The sequence below is a fragment of the Aeromonas sp. QDB68 genome (assembly GCF_027707405.1).
In the GTDB taxonomy this organism is placed as follows: Bacteria; Pseudomonadota; Gammaproteobacteria; order Enterobacterales; family Aeromonadaceae; genus Aeromonas; species Aeromonas caviae.
In genome coordinates this window covers 1858-5566 of the sequence record NZ_JAPCIQ010000154.1, presented here as the reverse complement: position 1 = coordinate 5566, position 3709 = coordinate 1858, and the positions used below count along the sequence as shown (strand labels likewise).

The following is a 3709-nucleotide window of genomic DNA, read 5'->3' as shown; positions in this document are numbered from 1 at the left end:
TGACCACGAAGGCGGGGGCGCAGGGGAGGATCCAGGTGCAGGCGCTGGACTGGAGCCAGAGCGGCCCGGTGAGCTTTCAGTGTGACAGCGACGAGCTGGCCCTGGTGCTGCTGAGCGGGTGCCGCTGCGATGCCGTGGGTTACTTCAATCTGCTGGGGGGCTGCAAGCCGCTCTACGTGGAGCAGTGGCTCACCTATTTGCAGGAGCGTGGCCAGCTGGAGAAGGTCACGGCCCGCCAGGAGAGCCCGTCCCAACCCGATTACCTGACCCGGGCCGGGCTGGCGGACGACGAGCTCAATGCCCTGCTCGGCCAGATCTACAAGGTGGCCGGGTTCAACCGCCTGCAGATCAACCGCTACCTCAAGCATCGCCACAACCCGACCATGCTGGCGACCCGTTACGATCAGAAGGAGCTGGAGCGCTATCGCCAGCTCAACGACATCATTCTGACCCTGTTGAAGCTGAAACCGTCTCCGTGAAGATCCCCATCTGACCGATCTCCGGTCCCAGCTCCTGGGGCCGGGCGATGAGGTAGCCCTGCAAGCCGTCCACATACATGCTCTGCAGCATCTGCTTCTGGCCTATCTGTTCCACCCCTTCCGCGATCACCAGGCAGCCCATGCGATGGGAGACGTCGACGATCATCCGCACGAACTGCTGATTGGTCAGATCCTGCTCCAGCTCGGTGATGAGTCCGGGGTCCAGCTTGATGTAGTCGGGTTTGAGCTCGCGAAACAGGCTGAAGGAGCCGATCCCCTTGCCGAAGTTGCAGATGGCCGAGCGGCTGCCGTGGCGCCTGAGCAGCTCGAACAGCCGCCTGGACCCGGTCAGGTTGCGCTCCAGGTGCTCCTCGTCGAGCTCGAACACCAGGTTGGCCCCGATGTCGGGGTCTTTTTGCAACTGGTGATCCAGCCAGATGAGAAAGGCGCTGTTTTGCAGCAGGGAGCCTGGCAGATTGAGACCCCATCGGCTGTTGTGGCCTCCGAAGGCGCGGTATTGGCGGATGACGTGGCGGATCACTATCTGGGTCAGGCGCAGTACCATGTCCAGCCGCTGCGCCATGGCGAGCAGGGTATCGCTTGGCAGCACGGTGCCGTCGCTGCTGCAAAAGCGGGGATAGATCTCGTGATAGGCGAGCATGCCGCGATGCAGGGGCTGGATGGGCTGGCAGGTGAAGTTGACGCTCTCCTGCTCCAGCAGATCGGTCAGCACCTGGGTCCAGTGACGCTGACCCTGCACTTCGACCACCTCGTCGTTCTGCTGGATGGCCCAGCCATTGACTACCTCTGTCTGGGCGCGGGCCAGCGCGAGATCCGCCCGGGCCAGAATGGCCTCTATCTTCTGCTCGCTGCTCAAGCGGGTCATGCCCGAGTAGGCGGCGCTCTCGAGCTCGTGATCGTGCTGATAGCGATCGAAGGCGAGCTTCAGATCCCGTCCCAGCAGATGGGGCGGGATCTGGGCCAGGGGGGGCAGCAGGACGGCAAAATCGGCCCCCGAGATGCGATAGACCCGGTGGCCCGGGAAGCGGCTGACGGTGTGGCTGATGAGGGCGGCGATGTCCCGGATGTAGGCATCTCCGGACTGGAAGCCGCGCTGGGCGTTGAGGGTCCCGAGCTCGGTGGCGCGGATGAGCACCAGGATGGCGGTCTGGGTGTTTTCCTGTTGCAGCAGCTCGGTCAGATCGCGCCGGAAGGCGTGGCGGTTGCCAAGGCCCGTCATCTCGTCCCGGGTCGCCTGATTGTGCAATTCGGTGATCTGGCGGTGGGCATCGATCTCGGCCTCATTGAAGGACGCAAGGAGCTGGCGCAGAGCCGTTTGTGCCTGTACGCTGTCGAGCATGGCGGGATCCCGCTGCTGCAGCGCCAGCAGCCAGCGTTGCTCCTGCCTCGCCTTTTCTCCACGGCGCACGCTGTGGGTGAGAAAGAGCAGCAGGGCGAATCCCGTCAGGGTGGTCATCAGGACCAGCAGCAGGGTGAGCGGTGAGGCGGGGGGGGCGAGCAGCACTCCCTGCAACAGCAGCATGGGAATGCAGACCAGTGCGCTGACCAGCAGCAGGTTTCCCTCATGTTTATTCAACATCGTTTCATCCTTGATGATGTTCATGATGTAGAAATTCTAACCAAGTCGCTGGCGCAAAACATGAGTACTCACGCAACTCCACGATAAAGCGCCGGCGGAATGCAACTAAATGTGAGTGAAAACATTTTCATGGTCTGTAAAAAAAGCGAAGATGGGTTGAAAACAGCCCCAACAGAGCAGAGGTAGATATGTTGCTAGAACCCGTAGACACCGCCAAAGCACGGCAACTATTGAATCAGAGTATGGCCTTGGTGCTCGCAGGGGGACGGGGCAGCCGCCTGAAGCAGTTGACCGATAACCGCGCCAAGCCCGCCGTCCACTTTGGCGGCAAATTCCGTATCATCGACTTCGTGCTCTCCAACTGCATCAACTCCGGCATCCGCCGGGTGGGTGTGATGACCCAGTACAAGTCCCACAGCCTGTTGCGCCACCTGCAATCGGGCTGGTCTTTCCTGCGCTACCAGATGAACGAGTTCATCGACCTGCTGCCCGCCCAGCAGCGGGTGGACGAGGTGCACTGGTATCGCGGCACCGCAGATGCCATCTACCAGAACGTCGACATCATCCGTGACTACGGTCCCAAGTACATCGTGGTGCTGGCAGGGGATCACATCTACAAGATGGACTACGCCGCCATGCTGCTCGATCACGTGCGCCTCGGCGCCAAGGTGACGGTGGCCTGTATCGAGGTACCACGCTGCGAGGCATCGGCCTTCGGCGTCATGGACATCGACGAGCAACGCAAGATCCGCGCCTTCGTGGAGAAACCGGCCAATCCGCCCGCCATGCCGGGCTGCGAGGATCGCTCGCTGGCCTCCATGGGCATCTACATCTTCGAGGCGGAGTACCTCTACCAGTTGCTGGAAGAGGATATCCACAACCAGGAGTCCAAGCACGACTTCGGCATGGACGTGATCCCGCGCATCGTGGGAGAGGGCAAGGCCTTTGCCCACCCGTTCAACATGTCCTGTGTCGGGGCCAAGGAGGGGCAGAAACCCTACTGGCGCGACGTGGGGACCCTGGATTCGTTCTGGGAGGCGAACATGGACCTTGCCTCCGTGGTGCCCGAGCTCGACATCTATGACGAGAACTGGCCCATCTGGACCAGCCAGAACATGTCGCCCCCGGCCAAGTTCGTGCAGGACAGAAACGGCCAGCACGGCATGACCATCAACTCCATGTTCGCGGGGGGCTCCATCGTGAGCGGCTCCTTCGTGCTCAACTCGGTGCTGTTCACCAACGTGCGAGTGCACTCCTTCTGTACCCTGGACCAGGCGGTGATCTTCCCCGGGGTCGAGATCGGGGCTGGTTGCCGCTTGCGCCGGGTGGTGGTGGACAAGGGGTGCAAGCTGCCAGACGGCCTGGTGGTGGGGGAGAATGCGGACGAGGATGCACGCCGCTTCTACCGCTCCGAGCAGGGCATCGTGCTGGTGACCAAGCCGATGCTGACCAAGCTCGGCTAACCTCGTCGACACAGACAAAAAAAGGGAGCCCTGGGCTCCCTTTCTATTGGTGGTCGATTTATTTCTCGCTGACCAGGGCCTTGCCGGCCATCACCATGGCGGTGCCATGCTTGCCACCGGCGGCGGTCACTTGCGGGACACCATCTTCGTCGGTGTCGCTGCCGGCG

3 protein-coding genes are annotated in these 3709 nt (G+C 62.0%); 2 read left to right on the top strand and 1 reads right to left on the bottom strand.

The annotated features are described in order from the left end of the window. Positions 1 to 479: hypothetical protein (locus PG892_RS21375; protein ID WP_101618118.1), on the top strand; the 479-nt coding region annotated here is incomplete at its 5' end. Here the strand turns inward: PG892_RS21375 and PG892_RS21370 are convergent. Next, positions 442 to 2079 (bottom strand): EAL domain-containing protein, encoded by a 1638-nt coding sequence (locus PG892_RS21370; RefSeq protein ID WP_161507980.1) that lies wholly within the window; start codon positions 2077 to 2079, stop codon positions 442 to 444. The genes PG892_RS21375 and PG892_RS21370 overlap by 38 nt on opposite strands. Before the next feature lie 188 nt (positions 2080 to 2267). On the opposite strand from PG892_RS21370, the gene glgC reads away from it, so the two are divergent. Next, a complete protein-coding gene (gene glgC, locus PG892_RS21365; RefSeq protein ID WP_101618122.1) occupies positions 2268 to 3542 on the top strand; it encodes a glucose-1-phosphate adenylyltransferase in 1275 nt (424 codons plus the stop codon). Positions 3543 to 3709 lie beyond the last annotated feature (167 nt).

Excerpts from the sequence above, each read along its gene's own strand:
- PG892_RS21370 (WP_161507980.1), bottom strand. The coding sequence starts at position 2,079 with ATGTTGAATAAACATGAGGGAAACCTGCTGCTGGTCAGCGCACTGGTC.
- glgC (WP_101618122.1), top strand. The coding sequence starts at position 2,268 with ATGTTGCTAGAACCCGTAGACACCGCCAAAGCACGGCAACTATTGAAT.